This window comes from Burkholderia sp. NLJ2 (assembly GCF_049487195.1).
In the GTDB taxonomy this organism is placed as follows: Bacteria; Pseudomonadota; Gammaproteobacteria; order Burkholderiales; family Burkholderiaceae; genus Burkholderia; species Burkholderia pyrrocinia.
In genome coordinates, this window is record NZ_CP137808.1 from 1,277,280 (window position 1) to 1,296,159 (window position 18,880).

Genomic DNA, 18,880 nt, shown 5'->3' on the forward strand with positions numbered 1-18,880 from the left:
GATGTCCGCTGCCGCGCCGCTCGACGACTTTCTCGCGTTCACGCTTGCCGGCGGCACGCCGGCCGTGACGGACGGCGCCTGCGCGGGCGGGGCGGTGCGCTGGTTATGGCTCGGCGACGGGTTGCTCGCGCTCGAACCGGCCGCCGCTGACGGCGCGGCACGCGCGAGCGTGCTCTTGTCGGCCGGCGTGCACGGCGACGAGACGGCGCCGATCGAGCTGCTGTCGATGCTCGTGCGCGATCTCGCATCGGGCGCGCTGCCGCTCGCGTGCCGGCTGCTGGTCGTGCTCGGCAACGTGCCGGCGATGCGTGCGGGCGAGCGCTATCTCGACGACGACCTGAACCGCCTGTTCAGCGGTCGTCACGCGCAGGTGCCCGCGAGCCGCGAAGCGCCGCGTGCCGCGCAGCTCGAAGCGGCCGCTGCCGCGTTCTTCGCGGCGGCGCCGGCGGGCGGCGTGCGCTGGCACATCGACATGCATACGGCGATCCGCGCATCGGTGTTCGAGCAGTTCGCGCTGCTGCCGCATACGGGTACGCCGCCGACGCGCACGATGGTCGAATGGCTCGGCGATGCGCGTATCGCAGCCGTGCTGCTGCATACGGCGAAGGGCAACACGTATTCGCATTTCACGGCCGAGCACTGCGGCGCGCTCGCCTGCACGCTCGAACTCGGCAAGGTGCGGCCGTTCGGCCAGAACGACCTGGCGCGCTTCGCGCCGGTCGACCTGGCCGTGCGTCGACTCGTATCGGGTGCGCGGGGCGGCCATCCGCGGGGCGGCCATCCGCGGAGCGATGCCGGGGCCGCGTTGCCGCGCGTGTTCACGGTGATCGACCAGATCACGAAGCAAAGTGACGCGCTCGAACTGTTCGTCGCGGCCGACGTCGCGAACTTCACCGCGTTTGCGCGCGGCACGGTGCTCGCGCAGGACGGCGACTACCGCTACACGGTGACGCACGACGAGGAACGGATCGTGTTTCCGAACCCGACCGTGAAACCGGGCCTGCGCGCGGGCCTGCTCGTCGTCGACACGACGCGCGAGACGCTCGCGGCGCTGGTCTGAGCGCGCGTCCCGACCGATTGCGCGGCCGCGACGGCACGCGGCCCGCGCCTGACCCGAAACCTGTCGGTATCCCGTCGTCGTCGCCTGCATGCCGGGGCGGACGGCGGGTGGCCCCCGGCTTGCGTATTTGCGACACCGATTTGCAAGTTCGGCGGATCGCCAGACCGGCGCCGCGCACGCAGCGCAGCATCGCGCGTCTGCCCCCGCTTTGCCATACCGGACCGCGCGGATTGGTACAATCGCGGCCTTGCGGCTGTTGCGCCGCATCACGGCGCGGCATCGCGATTGTCGTGGTCATCCGACCCTGCAACGATGCAAGCGCCCGTAGTTCCGGAACATTCGAGTATCGAGGAGAGCACCTGATGAAGTTGGATTGGCGTAAAGTAGCCGCGCATGCGGTGGTGGCGGCATCGGCGGTGGCGGCAGGCAGCGCGTTTGCCGCGGATCTGAAGGAGATCCGGTTCGGCGTCGAGGCCTCGTACGCACCGTTCGAATACAAGACGCCCGACGGCAAGCTGACCGGCTTCGACATCGATATCGGCAACGCGGTGTGCGCGAAGCTGAAGACGAAGTGCGTGTGGGTCGAGAACGACTTCGACGGCCTGATCCCCGCGCTGCAGGCGCGCAAGTTCGACGCGATCAACTCGGACATGACGATCACCGACCAGCGCAAGCACGCGATCGCGTTCACCGATCCGATCTACACGATTCCGAACCAGCTGATCGCGAAGCAGGGCAGCGGCCTGCTGCCGACCCCGCAATCGCTGAAGGGCAAGCGCGTCGGCGTGCTGCAGGGCACGATCCAGGAAGCGTACGCGAAGAAGAAGTGGGCGCCGGCCGGCGTCGAAGTCGTGCCGTACCAGACGCAGGACCTGGCCTATGCCGACCTGAAATCGGGCCGTCTCGACGCGACATTCCAGGATTCGGAAGCCGGTTCGAAGGGCTTCCTGACGAAGCCGCAGGGCCAGGGCTTCGCGTTCGCGGGCAGCACGGTCAGCGATACCGAGATCCTCGGTTCGGGCGTCGGCTTCGGCCTGCGCAAGAACGACGCGGCGCTGAAGACCGCGCTCGATCAGGCGCTGAAGGACCTGAAGGCCGACGGTACGATCGACAACCTCGCGAAGAAGTACTTCAGCGTGCCCGTGACGCTCAAGTAAGCGTTTCGTTCGATCGCACGATGCAAGCAATCCGGCCGCTGATGCGGCCGGTTTGCTTTCGGGAGGCGGGAAACGGCGGGGGCGGGGCGGCCGGCTCCCGAGCTACGCGGGAAAGAACCGGCCCAGTTCGCGCGCAAGCTCGTTGAGCACGCTCATCTCCTGCTGCGTGATCTTGCGCGCGGGCTGCGCGCCGGCCCAGTCGCCGTACAGCAGCGCGACGGTGGTCGTGCCGACGCGCACGGGCAGCAGCACGAACGCGCGCGTGTCGTCGAACGCCTCCAGATACCACGCGGGCAGGCGCTTGAGCATCTTCGGTTCCTGCGCCTGCTCGATGAAGATGCCGACCGAATTCGTGATGGCGAGATGGAATACGTCCGGCTCGAAGCGTTCGTCGAAGCGCAGCCGGTCGAGCGCCGTATCGACATCGGGGCCGAAGCCGAGGCGCGCGGCGAACATGCCGTCGTCGTGACGCACGAACATTACGGTGCGCGTGAACGCGAGGCCGGCCAGCAGGCTTTCCGACGCGAGCGCGAGCACCGGCGTCAGCACGTGCTCGGACGGCAGCGCACGCAGGTCGGCGAGGCCGGCTTCGAGGCATGCCTCGGGCTCGGCCTGCGCGCGCGCGATCGCATCGGCGTTCGCGCGCAACTCGACGATCTCGCGCATCACGGTGTCGCTCGCTTCCTCGCGCGCGAGCCGGTCGGCAATCTCGACGAGCGCGTCGGATTCCATGTCGAGCTCGGCGCCGTAGTGCTGCGCGAGCGTCGCAATGCGCGCGTCGCGCTGCGGGCTCGCGGGCATCACGAGCGCGCTCGCGACGTCGGTCGAGCAGCGGCTCACCGCGCGCAGCCAGCGTACACGGTCGGCCGGGCCGTCATCGGCCGCATGGCCCGCGTTGCGGCCGTCGTCGTATTCGTCGTCCGCGTCGCCGTGGGCCGCGTGGCCGCCGTCGTCGGCCATTCCCGCGCGGATCACGTCGGGCAGCCGCCAGCGCGCGGCCGCTTCGAGCCCGATCTCGTCGAAGCCGACGCCGAGCACGTCGACGCAGGCGGTCGATTCGTCGCCGTTCAGCTCGGCCGCGCGCCGGCGGATCCGGTCCCATTCGCTGTCGAGATAGCAGACCACCAGCAGCTTGCCGACCTGGCGCATCAGCGTGCAGACGACGGCTTCCTCGCCGCCGCGCAGCTCGGCGTGCTCGGTGAGCTTGCGCGCGACGCAGCCGGACAGCAGCGCGCGGTTCAGTTCGAGCTTCGCGTCGATGCGCCGCGGCGTGCTGTGGTGGAAATGGTCGACGAGCTTCAGCCCGACGACGAGATGGCCGACCGCGTCCAGGCCGAGCACCATCAGCGCGCGGGTGACGGTCGTGATGTTGCCGCCGAACGCCATGTACATTGCGGAGTTCGCGAGCCGCAGCACTTTCTGCGTGAGCGCGAAATCCGACAGTACGACGCGCACGAGCGCGGTGAAATCGAGGTCGTCGTTCTTCATCGCGGCCATCGTCGCGCGCAGCGATTCCGACAGCAGCGGGAAGTCGCCCCGTTCGTTCATCCGGGCCCACAGCTTGTCGAGCAACGCGGTGCGGGGCAGGTGTTCGGTGATTGACATACGGATCTGTCCGGTTCGCCGCGCGTCAGGCGGCGGCGTGCAGGTGCAGCTGCTGCGCCTCGAAGCGCCGTGCGAGCTCCTCGGACGGCAGCGCCTGGCAGACGAGCCAGCCCTGGATGTGATTGCAGCCCATCTCCGTCAGCAGTTCGCGCTGCGCCTCGGTCTCGACGCCTTCGGCGACGAGCTCGAGATCGAGCGTCTGCGCGAGGCCGACCACCGCCGACACGATCGCGCGGTCGTTGCGCGACGTCAGCAGGTTCTCGACGAAGCTGCGGTCGATCTTCAGCTTCGCGAGCGGGAAGCGCTGCAGGTAAGCGAGGCTCGAATAGCCGGTGCCGAAGTCGTCGATCGCGAAACGGATGCCGAGATCGGTCAGCTCCTCGAGCAGCCCCTTCGCCTGCGCGGGGTCGTGCATCAGCAGGCTTTCGGTGATTTCGAGCACGATGCGGCGCGGGTCGATGCCCGTCAGCGTGATCGCCTCGCGCACGCTCTGCGTGAAGCGCGGGTCGCGGAACTGCTGCGGCGATACGTTGACTGCCACGTATTGCAGCGCGAGCCCCTGGCGGTCCCATGCGACGAGCTGCATGCACGCGGCCTTGAGCACCCAGTTGCCGAGATAGTTGATCAGGCCGATCGATTCGGCGAGCGGAATGAAAGTTGCCGGCGGCACGAGGCCGTGCACCGGATGGCGCCAGCGAATCAGCGCCTCGACGCCGACCACCGCGCACGACTGGCTGTGCGTGATCGGCTGGAAATGGAGCGAAAACTCGCCGTTGCGCACGCCGTCGTACAGGTCGGCCTCGAGCTTCAGCCGTTCGGCGTCGGCCGGATCGTCGACGGGCGCATGGAACGCGAGTGCGTTGCCGCCCGATGCCTTCGCCTGCGCGAGCGCGTGGTCGGCGCGGCGCAGCAGCGGGCTGTGGTGCTGCGCACGATGCGGCGCGGCGCGCTCGTCCGGATAGAGCGCGATGCCGATGCTGGCGGACAAGTGCACGGTCTGCCCCTGGTACACGTAGGGCTCGCGTACCGCGGCCTGCAGCCGGCGCGCGAGCGCGTCGGCGGCATTGCTCGCCTGCGTGCGGTCCGGTGCGCCGAGTACGACCGCGAACTTGTCGCTCGCGACCCGGGCGAGCCGCTCGTTCGGCGTGACGAGCGCCTTCAGCCGCTGCGCGGTCTCGCGCAGCAGCGTGTCGCCCGCGTCGTAGCCGAGCGCGCGGTTGATCCGCTGGTAGTCGTCGAGGTCGAGCAGCAGCAGCGCCGCGCAGGTGCCGTCCTCGTCGGCGGTCTGCTGCGCGCGCATCAGTGCGGGCACGAGCGCGGACAGGTTGTCGAGCCCCGTCATCGGGTCGTGGTGCATTTCGTACGTGAGGCGCGCCTCGAGCGCGCGCCACGACGATACGTCGAACGCCGCGATCGCGAAGCCGTCGACGCCGTGGTGGCGGCTCTTGAACGCGCGGACCTCGACGTCCAGCGGATAGGTGAGGGACTTGACGATGCACATCGTCGCCTTCTCGACCTGGCTCGAACGCGCGGCGCGCGCAAGCAGGCCTTCGAGCGCCGCGGTATCCTGTTCGGCGATCAGGTCGCGCAGCGTCAGCGTGTGCAGGTAGTCGCGGTGGTAGCCGATGAAGCGCAGGCTCGCGTCGGACACGTACAGAAAGCGCAGCTCGCGGTCGACGTGGGCAAGGAAATCCACCGTGCCGACCGTCTGTTCCAGCCAGTTGCGCACCGAGTCGTCGCGGCGGGGCGCACCGGCGCGCGCGGGCATCAGCGCGCCGCCCGACCAGGCGAAGCGGCGCAGCGTATGCAAGGCACTGCGCCAGGAGCCCTTGCGTGACGTCTGTTTCCTGTTGGCTTGCATGTTTCTCGCTGACGTGAAGGGCTGGAACCGGTTGTCCGGAAAGAATAACGGCAGACTGTGCGGAATCTTTAACGAGCCGGGCGCGGATGGCGCTGCCGCAGGACCGGGTCATGCACGTGCGTTCGACAGGCGAACGCCGACGTGGCCTACATTGAGGCTGACTTTATAAGAAATGAGGACACAGATGAAGCGAAAACTGTTGCTGGGCGCCGTGGCGGCGCTGGTGGCCGGCCATGCGCTGTTGGCGCAGGCGGAACTGAAGCCGGGCGCTGCGGCGCCGGACTTCACGACGCAGGCGTCGCTGGGCGGCAAGACTTACACGTACGCGCTCGCCGACGCGCTGAAGCAGGGCCCGGTCGTGCTGTATTTCTACCCGGCTGCATTCACGAAGGGCTGCACGATCGAGGCGCATGCGTTCGCGGATGCGGTCGACCGTTACAAGGCTTACGGCGCGACGGTGATCGGCCTGTCGGCAGACAATATCGACACGCTGACGAAGTTCTCGGTGAGCGAGTGCCGGAGCAAGTTCCCGGTCGCGGCCGACCCGGACGCGAAGATCATCCGCGAATACGACGCGAAGCTGCCGGCGCTCGACCGCGCGAACCGCGTGTCCTACGTGATTTCGCCGGAAGGGAAGATTCTCTACGAATACACGAGCCTGTCGCCCGACAAGCACGTCGAGAACACGCTGGCCGCCGTGAAGGCATGGGCCGACGCGCATCCGAAACAGTAAGCAGCCGGCCCTGGCACCCAAGCGGCCCGTCGTGCGGGCCGCGGGCAGCGGAACACGTGCGCCGCCGCGCGGCGGCGCACGGGGAGCCGCGCTACGCGCGCAGCGCCTGCTCGATCGGCACGCCGCCACCGACGAAGCCGACCAGCTTGCGCGAGATGCCGAGCTTGATCGCCTCGATCGCGGCCCAGGCAACGTCCTGGCGCGACACGGGCGGCGCGGGGTCGAGCCACGCGTCGGTCAGCGCGATCTTGCCGACGCCCGGCCCATCCGCGAGCGGGCCGGGGCGCAGGATCACGTAGTCGACGCCCGACGCGATCACGCGCTCGTCGCCTTCGCGCTTCATCTGTGAATAGTGACGCAGCGCGTCGGGGCCCTGTTCGGGCTGGTACGCGGACAGCGAGCTGATCACCACGAGCTTCTGCCCGTTGTAGGCCAGCGTGTATTCGGCCGCGCGGGCCACCGCGTCGCGGTCGATCTGTTCCTCTTCGGCCGCGCCGTCCGTTTCGGCCGAGCCGGCCGCATAGATCACGTGCGTGATGCCCTGGAATGCGTGCGAGAAATCGTTCGTCAGATCGGCCTCGACGACCCGCGCGCCCGCCAGCGCATAGCCGTGCCGGCGCACGAGCGCCGTGACCTCGAACTCCGGCTGCTTGAGCAGCAGATCCGCGCACGCCTGGCCCGTGCGGCCGGTCGCGCCAATCAGCAGTACCTTCGTCGTCATGAAACTGCTCCTTGCTCGATGCGTCATCCTTCCAGATAGGGACGGACGACCAATAACTCAAGTGTAATGTCGATTTGGTCCGATGGCGGACAGTATTAAGGGGCATACCAGCGCGGGCATACCGGCGAAAGCTTCCCGGCGCGGATGCACGGTCCCCGGCGACATGGCGGACGCTAAGGCGGTCATTCGTTCACGCGGATTCGGGAATGACGCGCCGACCGGCTATCATGTGCGCGATGCATTTTTCGCCGCTACGCCCTATCACGCGTCGGCCAACCGGTTGGAGTACACATGGCATTACCCCTGGACAACGTCAGCATGGCCGTGTTCTGCGACTTCGAGAACGTCGCGCTCGGCGTGCGCGACGCGAAGTACGAGAAATTCGACATCCAGCCCGTGCTGGAGCGCTTGCTGCTGAAGGGCAGCATCGTCGTGAAGAAGGCCTATTGCGACTGGGATCGCTACAAGGGCTTCAAGGCGTCGATGCACGAGGCGAGCTTCGAGCTGATCGAGATTCCGCATGTGCGCCAGTCTGGCAAGAATTCGGCCGACATCCGGCTCGTGGTGGACGCGCTCGACCTCTGCTACACGAAGTCGCATGTCGATACGTTCGTGATCATCAGCGGCGATTCGGACTTTTCGCCGCTCGTGTCGAAGCTGCGCGAGAACGCGAAGAAGGTGATCGGCGTCGGCGTGAAGAAATCGACGTCGGACCTGCTGGTCGCGAACTGCGACGAATTCATCTTCTACGACGACCTGGTGCGCGAGCAGCAGCGCACGCTCGCGAAGCGCGAACAACAGCAGCGCGCCGGCAACGGTGGTGCGAAGCGGCCCGACGAGCCGTCGCGCAAGCACGACATGGACGCGCGCAAGGCCGAGGCGATCGCGCTGGCGGTCGAAACGTTCGACGCGCTCGCGTCGGAGCGCGACGACGTCGGCAAGATCTGGGCGTCGGTGCTCAAGAGCGCGATCAAGCGCCGCAAGCCCGATTTCAACGAGTCGTACTACGGGTTCCGCGCGTTCGGCAACCTGCTCGACGAGGCGCAGGCGCGCGGCCTGCTCGAAGTGGGGCGCGACGACAAGTCGGGCGCGTTCGTGTCGCGGGCACGCCAGCCGGCGGCTGCGGAGCAGCTCGCGGCGGGCGGTGAAGGCGCCGCCGCGCACCACGGCCAGCGGGCGGCCGAGCCGGCGCGGGCCGGGCGCGAGCCGCGACGTCGCGGGCACCGGGCGGAAGCGGTCGTGCACGAAAGCGTGCAGGTCGAGGCGGAAGAGGCGGTCGTTGCCGAAGTCGCCGACGCAGCGGCGGTCGCGCCGGCCGTCACGGCCGACGTGGCCGAACCGCACGGCGACGCGAACGACGGCCGCAAGCGTGCACGCAAGAGCGCGGCGAAGAAGACCGGCGCGAAGAAGGGCGCCGCCGCGAAGAACGCCGGCCGTCACGAGGCCGGGAAGCCGGACGACACCGCGCATGGCGCGGCGAAGCACGGTGGCGACAAGCACGCGCACGACAAGCATGGCGACGACGCCCATCGCGACGCGGAGCACGGCGATGATCGGCATGCCGCGGTGACGCACGCCGAGCCGGCAGCCGGCGATTCCGGCGCCGAGGTTGCCGCCGCGCAGCCGTCGCATGACGTGGCGCCGGTAGATTCGTCCGCTCAATCGGCTGCTGAATCGGCTGCCGACGCACCGGCCGCCGCCAAGCCGAAGAAGCCGGCCCGCAAGGCGGCACCGCGTGCGCGCCGTCCGCGCAAGACGGCCGCGGCTACCGAGTAACCGCAGCCGGGCCGGGGTCGTCGAGAACGCGGCGGCACCCGGCCCGCGCAATACCGGCCGGCGCAACGCGTGCCTGCTCGCCAGCGGGGCATCCGGCACGATCCGTCTGCAACTCAGCGGCCAATCGCATACGAAACCCTTTTAAACAGTGCCCCGATCGCCAAAGCGAGGCGCTTTTCAACAGCCTGCTAGCCGTTCAGCGCATACGGCCGCGTCATCACTTCGAGGAAGTGGCCGTCCGGATCGTCGAAATACACGCCGCGGCCGCCGTTGTGGCGGTAGATGTCGCCGGGTTGCCGCTTGGCCGGATCGGCCCAGTGCGGCAGCCCGCGCTCGCGAATGCGCGCGAACACGCGATCGAAGCCGGCTTCGTCGGTCAGGAACGCGTAATGCTGCGCCGCGATCTCCCCCGTCTTTTCGTAAAAATCGAGCGACACGCCGTTGTCGAGCGGCACGACCAGCATCGCGCCGAACGGCGTCGGCGGCGGCAATTCCAGAAGCTCGGTGAGAAAGCGGCTCGACGCGCGCTTGTCGCGGCACCAGACGATCGTATGGTTGAGCTGGACATTCATGGCGTGTTCCCGTGACGGGCACCGCGGTGGGCATGGAAACACGATAGCCGATCGCAGCCGGCGTTCAAGCGCGGAAAGCGGCCGCCTGACGGGCGGCCGCTGCCATCATTCCCCGGCGATCGCCGGACCGCCCGAATTCCCGCGGCGGTTGCGCCGTTTCTCGACCCACACGCGCAGCCTGTCCATGTACAGATAGACGACCGGCGTCGTATAGAGCGTCAGCACCTGCGACACGATCAGGCCGCCGGCGATCGCGATCCCGAGCGGCGCGCGCAGCTCGGCGCCGTCGCCGCTGCCGAACGCGAGCGGCAACGCACCGAGCAGCGCCGCCATCGTCGTCATCATGATCGGGCGGAAGCGCAGCAGGCACGCCTCGTGGATCGCGTCGAACGACGACTTCCGGTTGTTGCGCGTCTGGTCGATCGCGAAGTCGACCATCATGATCGCGTTCTTCTTCACGATGCCGATCAGCAGGATCACGCCGATCAGCGCGATGATGCTGAACTCGGTCTTGAACAGCAGCAGCGCGAGCAGCGCGCCGACGCCGGCCGACGGCAGCGTCGACAGGATCGTGATCGGGTGGATGTAGCTCTCGTACAGGATCCCGAGCACGATATAGACGGCCAGCAGCGCGGCGAGGATCAGGATCGGCTGGTTGTTCAGCGACTGCTGGAACGCCTGTGCGGTGCCCTGGAAGCTGCCGACGATCGTCGGCGGGACGCCGACCTGCGCCATCGTCTGGTAGATCACCTGCGTCGCCTGCGACAGCGATACGCCGGGCGGCAGGTTGAACGAGATCGTCGTCGCGACGAACAGCCCCTGGTGGTTGACCGACAGCGGCGTCGTGCTCGGCCCGAACGTCGCGATCGACGACAGCGGGATCATCGTCGACTTCGACGTCGACACGGACGCGCCCGACGACGCGCTCGACTTGCCGCTGGCCGCGATCGAGTTGAGCGCCTGGTTGCGCGCGGAATCGGACGCGATCGCCGCGGCGCTCTGCGTGGCCGTGCCGGCGCTCGACGTGCCGGCCGACGTCGCGACGTAAGTGCCGGCCGCCGCGTTGGTGGTCTGCGAGCCGTTCGCGCTGCCGCCCGACGTGCTGATCCACACCTGGTTCAGCATCTCGGGGCTCTGCCAGTATTTCGGCGCGACTTCCATCACGACGTGGTACTGGTTCAGCGGGTTGTAGATCGTCGAGACCTGGCGCTGGCCGAACGCGTCGTACAGCGTGTTGTCGATCTGCGCGGGCTTGATGCCGAACCGCGCGGCCGTCGCGCGGTCGATCGTCACCATCGCCTCGAGGCCGCCTTGCTGCTGGTCGGAGTTCACGTCGGTCAGTTCGGGGCGCTTTTGCAGCGCCTCGGTCAGGATCGGCCCCCACTTGTACAGGTCGGCGCTCGAATCGCCGAGCAGCGTGAACTGGTACTGCGCGTTGCTCTGCCGGCCGCCGACGCGGATGTCCTGCGCGGCCTGCAGGAACGTGCGCGCGCCCGCGACGTCCGCCAGCGGCGGGCGCAGTCGCTGGATCACCTGGTCGGCCGACAGCTTGCGCTCGGTGCGGTCCTTCAGCGTGACGAACATGAAGCCCGAGTTGGTCTGCGTGCCGCCGGTGAAGCCCGCGACGCTCTTCACGTTCGGGTTCGCCTGCACGATCCGCATCATCTCGGAGAACTTCAGCTTCATCGCCTGGAACGACGTCGACTGGTCGGCCTGGATGCCGCCGATCATCAGCCCGGTGTCCTGCTGCGGGAAGAAGCCCTTCGGCACGACGATGTACAGGTAGACGTTCAGCCCGATCGTCGCGAACAGGGTCAGCAGGATCAGCAGCGGCCGGCGCAGCGCCCACGACAGCGAGCGTTCGTAGCCGCGCTGCATGCGCGCGAAGCAGCGCTCGAGGAAGCGCCCGAAGCGGCCTTCGTCTTGCGGGTCGTGCGACTCGGACAGCAGGCGCGCGCACATCATCGGCGTGACGGTGAGCGATACCGCGAGCGACACGGCGATCGCGAGCGACAGCGTCAGCGCGAACTCGCGGAACAGGCGCCCGACGATGCCGCCCATCAGCAGGATCGGCAGGAACACCGCGACGAGCGAGATGCTCATCGACAGCACCGTGAAACCGACCTCGCGCGCGCCGTCGAACGCGGCCTGCCTCCGCGACTTGCCGTTCTCGATGTGCCGCGAGATGTTCTCGAGCACGACGATCGCATCGTCGACGACGAAGCCGGTCGCGACGATCAGCGCCATCAGCGACAGGTTGTCGATCGAGAAGCCGAGCAGGTACATCGCGCCGAACGTGCCGATGATCGAGATCGGCACCGCGACGCTCGGGATCAGCGTCGCGCGCCAGTTGCGCAGGAACAGGAACACGACCATCACGACGAGGCTGACCGCGATCAGCAGCGTGTGCTGGGTGTCCTTCAGCGACGCGCGGATCGTCGTCGACCGGTCGAGCACGGGCGTGACCGTGATGTCGGCCGGCAGCGACGCGGTGAGCTGCGGCAGCGCCGCGCGCACGCGGTCGATCGTGTCGATGATGTTCGCGCCGGGCGAGCGGTAGAGGATCACGAGCACCGCGCGCTTGCCGTTCGCGAGGCCCAGGTTGCGCAGGTCCTCGACCGAATCGACGACGTCGGACAGGTCGGACAGCCGCACGGCCGCGCGGTTGCGGTAGGCGACGACGAGGTCGCGGTACTGCGACGCGTCGGAGGCCTGGTCGTTCGTATAGAGCTGGTAGCGCTGCGGGCCGAATTCGATCGCGCCCTTCGGCGCGTTGGCGTTGGCGGACGCGAGCGCCGCGCGCACGTCCTCGAGGCCGATCCCGTAGTGGAACAGCGCCTGCGGTTCGAGCTCGACGCGCACGGCCGGGTTGGCGGAGCCGCTCACCGAGACCTGGCCGATCCCGTCGATCTGCGACAGCGACTGCTGCAGCACCGTCGATGCGGCGTCGTACAGTTTCGCGGGAGACGAGGTCTCCGACGTCAGCGACACGATCATGATCGGCGAGTCGGCCGGGTTGACCTTGCGGTAGGTCGGGTTGCTCTTCAGCGCGGCGGGCAGGTCGGCGCGCGCCGCGTTGATCGCGGCCTGCACGTCGCGCGCGGCGCCGTCGATGTCGCGGTTCAGGCCGAACTGCAGGATGATCCGCGCGTTGCCGACCGTGCTCGTCGACGTCATTTCGGATACGTCGGCGATCGAGCCGAGGTGCCGCTCGAGCGGGCTCGTCACGCTGGTCGCGACGGTCTCGGGGCTCGCGCCCGGCAGCGACGCCTGCACCGAGATCGTCGGGAAGTCGACCTGCGGCAGCGGCGACACCGGCAGCTTGATGAACGCGAACAGGCCCGCGAGCGCGACGCCGAGCGCGAGCAGCGTCGTCGCGACGGGGCGGGTGATGAAGGGGCGCGACAGGTTCATGTCGGCACTCGCTGGGCCGCCGCGTGTTCCGACGGATGCGTTTTCGGGAGATGGGGGGGCTGCGCCCCCCCACGCGAACGAAGTGAGCGTGGGGGTCGTTTCATTTACGCATCCGTGCGCGTGCCGGCACCGGGGCCGTGGCGTTCGAACCAGCCGCGCACGCGGCGCGCGAGCGAGTCGAAGCCGAGGTAGATCACGGGCGTCGTGAACAGCGTCAGCACCTGCGACACGATCAGGCCGCCGGCGATCGCGATCCCGAGCGGCTGGCGCAGCTCGGAGCCCGCGCCGGAGCCGACGATCAGCGGCACCGCGCCGAGCAGCGCGGCGAGCGTCGTCATCAGGATCGGCCGGAAGCGCAGCAGGCACGCCTGGAAGATCGCCTCGCGCGGCGGCTTGCCTTCGACGCGTTCGGCCTCGAGCGCGAAGTCGATCATCATGATCGCGTTCTTCTTCACGATGCCGATCAGCAGCACGATGCCGATGATCCCGATGATGTCGAGATCGTGCCCGGTGATCATCAGCGCGAGCAGCGCGCCGACGCCGGCCGACGGCAGCGTCGACAGGATCGTGATCGGGTGGATGTAGCTCTCGTACAGCACGCCGAGCACGATGTACATCGTGATGATCGCCGCGAGGATCAGGAAAACCTGGTTCGACAGCGATGCCTGGAACGCGAGTGCCGCGCCCTGGAAGCGCGTCTGGAACGACGCGGGCAGGTCGATGTCCTTCTCGGCGGCCTCGATCGCCTTGACGGCTTCGCCGAGCGACGCGCCGGCCGCGAGGTTGAACGAGATCGTCGTCGACGGGAACTGCGACAGGTGCGCGACCAGCAGCGGCGACGGCCGCTCGTGGAACGACGCGATCGACGACAGCGGCACCTGGCCGCCGCCGGCCGACGGCAGGTAGATGTCGTTCAGCGATAGCGCGTAGTGCTGCTCCTTCGGCTCGGACTCGAGAATCACACGGTACTGGTTCGACTGCGTGAAGATGGTCGACACGATGCGCTGGCCGAATGCGTCGTACAGCGCGTTGTCGACGGTCGCCGGCGTGATGCCGAAGCGCGCGGCGCTTGCGCGGTCGATCTCGATGTAGACGGACTGGCCGTTGCTCTGCAGGTCGGTCGCGACGTCGGCGAGCGACGGCTCCTGCTGCAGCCGCGCGACGAGCTTCGGCACCCAGGTCGCGAATTCGTCCGAATTCGGGCTCGTCAGCATGAACTGGTATTGCGTCGGGCTGACGGTCGAGTCGATCGTCAGGTCCTGCACCGACTGCATGAACAGCGAGATGCCCGTGATGTTCGCGACGCGGTGCTGCAGGTCGCGGATGATCTGCGCGGCCGTCTCGGTGCGCGCGTCGCGCGCCTTCAGGTTGATCAGCATCCGGCCGCTGTTCAGCGTGATGTTGCTGCCGTCGACGCCGATGAACGACGTGAGGCTCTCGACGTTCGGGTCCTTCAGGATCTCGGCCGCGAGCGCCTGCTGGCGTTCGGCCATCGCGCCGTACGAGATGGATTGCGGCGCCTGCGTGATCGCCTGGATCACGCCGGTATCCTGCGCGGGGAAGAAGCCCTTCGGTATGTACACGTAGAGCAGGCCGGTCAGCACGAGCGTCAGCAGCGCGACGACGAGCGTCGAGCGCTGGCGGTTCAGCACCCATTCGAGCGCGACCGCGTAGCGCGCGATCACCCAGTCGATCGCCTGGTGCACGCGCGCCTCGAAGCGGTGGCTCTCCGGCGGCGGCGAATGGCGCAGCAGCTTCGCGCACATCATCGGCACGAGCGTGAGCGACACGATCGCCGAGATCACGATCGTCACCGCGAGCGTGATCGCGAACTCGTGGAACAGGCGCCCGACCACGTCGCCCATGAACAGCAGCGGGATCAGCACCGCGATCAGCGACACCGTCAGCGAGATGATCGTGAAGCCGATCTGCTTCGAGCCCTTCAGCGCGGCCTCGAGCCCCGATTCGCCTTCCTCGACGTAGCGCGCGATGTTCTCGATCATCACGATCGCGTCGTCGACGACGAAGCCGGTCGCGATCGTGAGCGCCATCAGCGACAGGTTGTTCAGCGAGAAGCCGGCCAGGTACATCACCGCGAGCGTGCCGATCAGCGACAGCGGCACCGACAGGCTCGGGATGATCGTCGCGTAGACGTTCGCGAGGAACAGGTACATCACCAGCACGACCAGCCCGACCGCGAGCAGCAGTTCGAACTGCACGTCGCGCACGGCCGCGCGGATCATCGTCGTGCGGTCGGTGACGATCTGCACGTCGAGCGCGGCCGGTAGCGTTTCCTGCAGCTTCGGCAACTGCGCCTTGATCGCGTCCACCGTCTGGATCACGTTCGCGCCGGGCTGGCGCTGCACGTTCAGGATGATCGCGGGCTCCGAATTCACCCACGCGCCGAGCTTGGTGTTCTCCGAGCCGGCGACGACCGTCGCGACGTCGGTGAGCATCACCGGGCGGCCGTTCTTGTAGGCGACGACGGCGCTGTTGTACTGGTCGGCGCTCGTGAGCTGGTCGTTCGCGTTGATCGTGTAGGCGCGCGTCGGGCCGTCGAAGTTGCCCTTCGGCGTGTTCACGTTCAGGTTCGAGATCGTCGTGCGCAGGTCGTCGAGGTTCATCCCGTACTGCGCGAGCGCGGTCGGGTTCGCCTGGATCCGCACGGCCGGGCGGTTGCCGCCCGACAGGCTGACGAGGCCGACGCCCGCGATCTGCGAGATCTTCATCGCGAGGCGCGTGTCGGCCAGATCCTGCACCTGCGTGAGCGGCAGTGTCCTGGACGTGACGGCGAGCGTGATCACCGGCGCGTCGGCCGGGTTGACCTTCGCGTAGATCGGCGGGGCGGGGAGGTCGGACGGCAGCAGGTTGCCGGCCGCGTTGATGGCGGCCTGCACTTCCTGTTCGGCGATGTCGAGCGGCAGGTCGAGCGAGAACTGCAGCGTGATCACCGACGCGCCGGCCGAGCTTTGCGACGACATCTGGTTCAGCGACGGCATCTGCCCGAACTGCCGTTCGAGCGGCGCGGTGACCGACGAGGTCATCACCTCCGGGCTCGCGCCCGGGTAGAAGGTCTGGACCTGGATCGTCGGATAGTCGACTTCGGGCAGCGCCGCGAGCGGCAGGAAGCGCAGCGCGACCAGGCCGGCCAGCATGATCGCCGCCATCAGGAGGGCGGTGCCGACTGGCCGGAGAATGAAGAGGCGGGACGGATTCATCGAGCGGCCCGCGCGTTATTGGGCCGCTGCTTGCGACGCACCGTGCTTGTGTTCGCCGCGATGGCCGTCGGCGCCCGATGCACCCGACGCCGCGCCGGCGCCGCGCGCGCCCGACGCGCCTTTCGGCTTGTCGGCCGGGATCGAGATCGTCGCGCCTTCGCGCAGGCGGTCGGAGCCGTCGGTGACGACGCGTTCGCCGAGCGCGATGCCGCTGACGATGCTGGTGCGCTCGCCGTCGACCGGGCCGATCTTGACCTTGCGCACCGTCACCGTGTTGTCGGGTTTCACGACGTAGACGAACTGGCCGATCGAGCCCGTCAGCACCGCGGACGTCGGCACGATCGTCGCGTTGCGCATCACGTCGACGAGCAGCCGCGTGTTCACGAACTGATTCGGGAACAGCATGCCTTCCTTGTTATCGAAGTTCGCGCGCAGCTTGACCGTGCCGGTGCTGGTGTCGATCTGGTTGTCGAGCGTCGCGAGCGAGCCCGTCTCGAGCGGCACCGTGTTGTTGCGGTTGTACGCGGTGACCGACAGCTTCTGGCCCGCGTTCACCTGCTTGAGGATCTGCGGCAGGTTGTCTTCCGACGTCGTGAAGATCACGCTCATCGGCTGCAGCTGCGTGATCACGACGATGCCGGTGCTGTCGCCCGGCGTCACGTAGTTGCCGGGGTCGACCTGGCGCAGGCCGACGCGGCCCGACACGGGCGCCGTGATGCGTGCATACGTGAGGTTCAGCTTCGCGGAATCGATCGCGGCCTGGTCGGTCTTCACCGCCCCTTCGTATTGCTTGACGAGAGAAGCCTGCGTATCGACGGTTTGCGACGCGATCGAGTCCTGCGACAGCAGCGTCTGGTAGCGCTTCAGGTCGAGGCGCGCCGTCGCGAGCAACGCCGAGTCGCGCGCATGCGTGCCTTCGGCGTTCTCGAGCGACACCTGGTACGGGCGCGGGTCGATCTGCGCGAGCACGTCGCCTTTCTTGACGATCTGGCCTTCCTGGAACGACACCGACTGCAGGTAGCCCGACAACTGTGTCTTCACCGTCACGTTCGCGAGCGGCGTCACGGTGCCGAGCGCGGACAGCACGATCGGCATTTCACCCTGCGTCGCGGTCGCGACCGACACGGGCTGCGGAACGTTCGCCATCGCGGCGGGGCCGCCGCGGCCGCGATGGCCGCCGGCGCCGCTGCTGGCAGCACTGCCGGCGCTTGCGCCGGCCGCTGCGCTGCCTGCCGCCGGCGTGCGGTTCCACGGTTGCCACCACAACAGGCCGCCGATGACGACTGCCGCGAGCGTCCCGATCATCAGCGTGCGGCGCGGGCGCCGTGCGGTGGGGGAGGCGGGGTCTTTCGAAGGGGGCGTGGGCTTTTGTTCGTTATCCATCGGGTTCTGTCAGGAAGACGGCGCGGCGTGCCGGGATTCGGACTGCTCATGGCTGCGCGTGGGCGAGCGGTGCCGGGAGGGGCAGCCCGGCTCGGTCCGGGGCCCTCCCGACCCGCGCGGGAAAAGAGCGGTGCGCACCGCGAATGCGGCGCGACGATGGGCATGATCCTACGTCCCGTCCCCGTTACAGTCCAGCGCTCTATCTTTCAACGGGTTACGGTCGTTACAGAACTCGACAAAGCGCGACAGGACGATGACGGAACGATTACACGCTGATGCGCCGGGCCGGCGCGCCGCCGATCTCGCGGGTGATTCTCGCGATGCATTCGTGCAGTGCGGGCACGACATGTTCCTGTAGCCATTCCGGTGGACACTGGTGCGACGCGCCGCCGCAATTCACCGAATAGCGCTGGCCGGACGGGCCGACGAAACCGGCCGCGACCGCATTCAGGCCCTCGCGCCATTCGCCGATCGCGATCGCGTGGCCGTCGCGCATCGCTTCGTCGAGCGCGGGATTGAGCCTCGCGGACACATGCGGCCAGTCGTCGCCCGCCGTCGTGCGCAGCGAGTCGAGCAGCAGGCGCCGCTCGTCGTCCTCGAGTGCCGCGAGATACGCGCGACCGACGGCCGTGCGCGCGATGTCCATCCGCGAGCCGATCTCGAGGCGCGTGACGAGCACGGCCGAGCGCGGCCGGATCACGTCGATCGCGACCATGTCGAGCCGGTCGCGCACCGCGAGGTGCACGGACAGCGACGTGCGTTCGGCCAGCTCGATCATGAACGGCCGCGAACGCGCGCGAATGTCGAAGTTGCGCAGGAAGCCGTGGCTCAGCTCGAGCACCGACGCGGTGAGCACGAAGCGCTCGCTGTCGGGCAACTGGAACAGGAAGCCGGCGCTGACGAGCGTCGCGGTGATGCGCGATACCGTCGGCTTCGGGATGCCGGTCAGTTCGGTCAGCTCGCGGTTGCTGACGGGCGCGTCGGCAGCCGCGATGCGGCGCAGCACGGCAAGGCCGCGGGCGAGCGCTGTGATCTCGTCGGGCGACGATTCACGGTCCCGCGACGCGGGAGGGATTACAGTTGTCGACACGAGGGACTCTCTCTATTTCCGAAACTCGATTTCAATTTTGTTGGTATTGTAGGACGATTGTCAAAAGATGCATGTTCTGCGGGCGAACCGGTCATTTGATGAGATTTTGCGGGTTCACCCTTGGTTTATTAGGAAAACGCTCAAATGCGCATTGCCGGAAAGTGCATGACCCGGTGCAAATACCGCTTGACTTGTCGGGCGGAAACGGAAAGAATGTCTCACGTTTTCGAAACATCGTTTCAAGAGTTTAACCGGCAACGATGTTTCGCGCAGTCTCTCAGGTTCTAGCA

At 67.9% G+C, this 18,880-nt stretch carries 12 protein-coding genes; 4 read left to right on the plus strand and 8 right to left on the minus strand.

The annotated features are described in order from the left end of the window. Position 1 precedes the first annotated feature (1 nt). Together astE and R9B84_RS05980 are read left to right on the plus strand one after the other, a co-directional pair. The gene (astE, locus tag R9B84_RS05975) at positions 2–1,060 is read left to right on the plus strand and encodes a succinylglutamate desuccinylase (protein ID WP_423759964.1); all 1,059 of its coding nucleotides are present in this window, start codon (positions 2–4) and stop codon (positions 1,058–1,060) included. Between the two features lie 362 nt (positions 1,061–1,422). Next, a complete protein-coding gene (locus R9B84_RS05980) occupies positions 1,423–2,217 on the plus strand; it encodes an ABC transporter substrate-binding protein (RefSeq protein ID WP_096472852.1) in 795 nt (264 codons plus the stop codon). Positions 2,218–2,319: 102 nt separating this feature from the next. On the opposite strand, the gene R9B84_RS05985 is transcribed toward R9B84_RS05980, so the two are convergent. After that, complete coding sequence (locus R9B84_RS05985; protein ID WP_423759569.1) at positions 2,320–3,822, minus strand: HDOD domain-containing protein; 1,503 nt, start codon at positions 3,820–3,822, stop codon at positions 2,320–2,322. A 25-nt stretch (positions 3,823–3,847) separates the two neighbouring features. Continuing rightward, entirely contained in the window at positions 3,848–5,590 is a 1,743-nt protein-coding gene (gene cdpA / locus R9B84_RS05990; RefSeq protein WP_423759965.1) for a cyclic di-GMP phosphodiesterase CdpA, read from the minus strand. 277 nt (positions 5,591–5,867) lie between these two features. Between cdpA and R9B84_RS05995 the strand changes: the two genes are divergently transcribed. Further along, positions 5,868–6,416 carry a peroxiredoxin gene (locus R9B84_RS05995; protein WP_423759570.1) on the plus strand — a complete coding sequence of 183 codons (549 nt, stop codon included), beginning with the start codon at positions 5,868–5,870 and terminating at the stop codon, positions 6,414–6,416. A gap of 91 nt (positions 6,417–6,507) precedes the next feature. Here R9B84_RS05995 and R9B84_RS06000 read toward each other — a convergent pair whose 3' ends face one another. Then, a complete protein-coding gene (locus tag R9B84_RS06000) occupies positions 6,508–7,137 on the minus strand; it encodes an SDR family oxidoreductase (RefSeq protein WP_423759571.1) in 630 nt (209 codons plus the stop codon). 291 nt (positions 7,138–7,428) lie between these two features. Here R9B84_RS06000 and R9B84_RS06005 point away from each other — a divergent pair, with 291 nt between their 5' ends. Then, entirely contained in the window at positions 7,429–8,913 is a 1,485-nt protein-coding gene (locus R9B84_RS06005) for an NYN domain-containing protein (RefSeq protein ID WP_423759572.1), read from the plus strand. 188 nt (positions 8,914–9,101) lie between these two features. Here the strand turns inward: R9B84_RS06005 and R9B84_RS06010 are convergent, their stop codons facing one another. The 5 genes from R9B84_RS06010 to R9B84_RS06030 form a co-directional block, all read right to left on the minus strand. Beyond that, complete coding sequence (locus tag R9B84_RS06010; RefSeq protein WP_047900239.1) at positions 9,102–9,485, minus strand: VOC family protein; 384 nt, start codon at positions 9,483–9,485, stop codon at positions 9,102–9,104. A 105-nt stretch (positions 9,486–9,590) separates the two neighbouring features. Next, positions 9,591–12,899 (minus strand): efflux RND transporter permease subunit, encoded by a 3,309-nt coding sequence (locus R9B84_RS06015; RefSeq protein ID WP_423759573.1) that lies wholly within the window; start codon positions 12,897–12,899, stop codon positions 9,591–9,593. Positions 12,900–13,003: 104 nt separating this feature from the next. Further along, positions 13,004–16,117 carry an MdtB/MuxB family multidrug efflux RND transporter permease subunit gene (locus tag R9B84_RS06020; protein ID WP_423759574.1) on the minus strand — a complete coding sequence of 1,038 codons (3,114 nt, stop codon included), beginning with the start codon at positions 16,115–16,117 and terminating at the stop codon, positions 13,004–13,006. Positions 16,118–16,132: 15 nt separating this feature from the next. Continuing rightward, on the minus strand, positions 16,133–17,500 hold the full coding sequence (locus R9B84_RS06025) for an MdtA/MuxA family multidrug efflux RND transporter periplasmic adaptor subunit (protein WP_423759575.1): 1,368 nt from the start codon (positions 17,498–17,500) through the stop codon (positions 16,133–16,135). A gap of 265 nt (positions 17,501–17,765) precedes the next feature. Further along, positions 17,766–18,590: an IclR family transcriptional regulator gene (locus R9B84_RS06030; RefSeq protein WP_423759576.1), complete on the minus strand. Its 825-nt coding sequence runs from the start codon at positions 18,588–18,590 to the stop codon at positions 17,766–17,768. Positions 18,591–18,880 lie beyond the last annotated feature (290 nt).